The sequence below is a fragment of the Campylobacter novaezeelandiae genome, from assembly GCF_004323845.1.
Classification (GTDB): Bacteria; Campylobacterota; Campylobacteria; order Campylobacterales; family Campylobacteraceae; genus Campylobacter_D; species Campylobacter_D novaezeelandiae.
Genome location: NZ_QPGR01000041.1, coordinates 1 through 546, shown reverse-complemented (window position 1 = coordinate 546; position 546 = coordinate 1). Strand labels below are relative to the sequence as shown.

Annotated in this window: 1 pseudogene; it reads right to left on the bottom strand. The window is 20.1% G+C overall.

Annotation, left to right across the window (positions count from 1 at the left end):
* Window positions 1-305: 305 nt before the first annotated feature.
* Window positions 306-470, bottom strand: a pseudogene (locus DU473_RS08515) (bifunctional thiol oxidoreductase); the annotation flags it as partial.
* Between the last annotated feature and the right edge of the window lie 76 nt (window positions 471-546).

Genomic DNA, 546 nt, shown 5'->3' with positions numbered 1-546 from the left:
TTTTTATAGTTTTTATAGTTTTTATAGTTTTTATAGTTTTTATAGTTTTTATAGTTTTTATAGTTTTTATAGTTTTTATAGTTTTGCTCACTAATATACTTTTAAAGTTATTAAAAACTTTATGCTTTAACTATATAGTTTATATGATTTTATGTTATAACTTTATCTTTTATGCTTTTAAAAGATATAAATATGTATTGTGATAAGTGTTTGAAATAAGAATGTTTTATGGAAGTTTGATTTGTAAAATTAAAATATTTTTGTAGTGTTTTGTGTTAAATAATCAATGCTTTAAAAAGCATCGATTATTTTATAATGGTTGGAGTAGCACTAAGTCCTAAAGCTCTGTATTTTTCATAAAGAGCAAAAGCTTCTTTGAGTTCGCTTTTGCTTACTTTTGGATAATTTTTGATATCTGGAGCAAAGTATTTGTTCATAATAGCGATTTTTTCTTTATCGTTTTTAGCTTTTTATAGTTATAAATATGTATAATAAGTGTTTAACTAAGCATATAAAATAATAAAATAGATATAAATATAATACTAA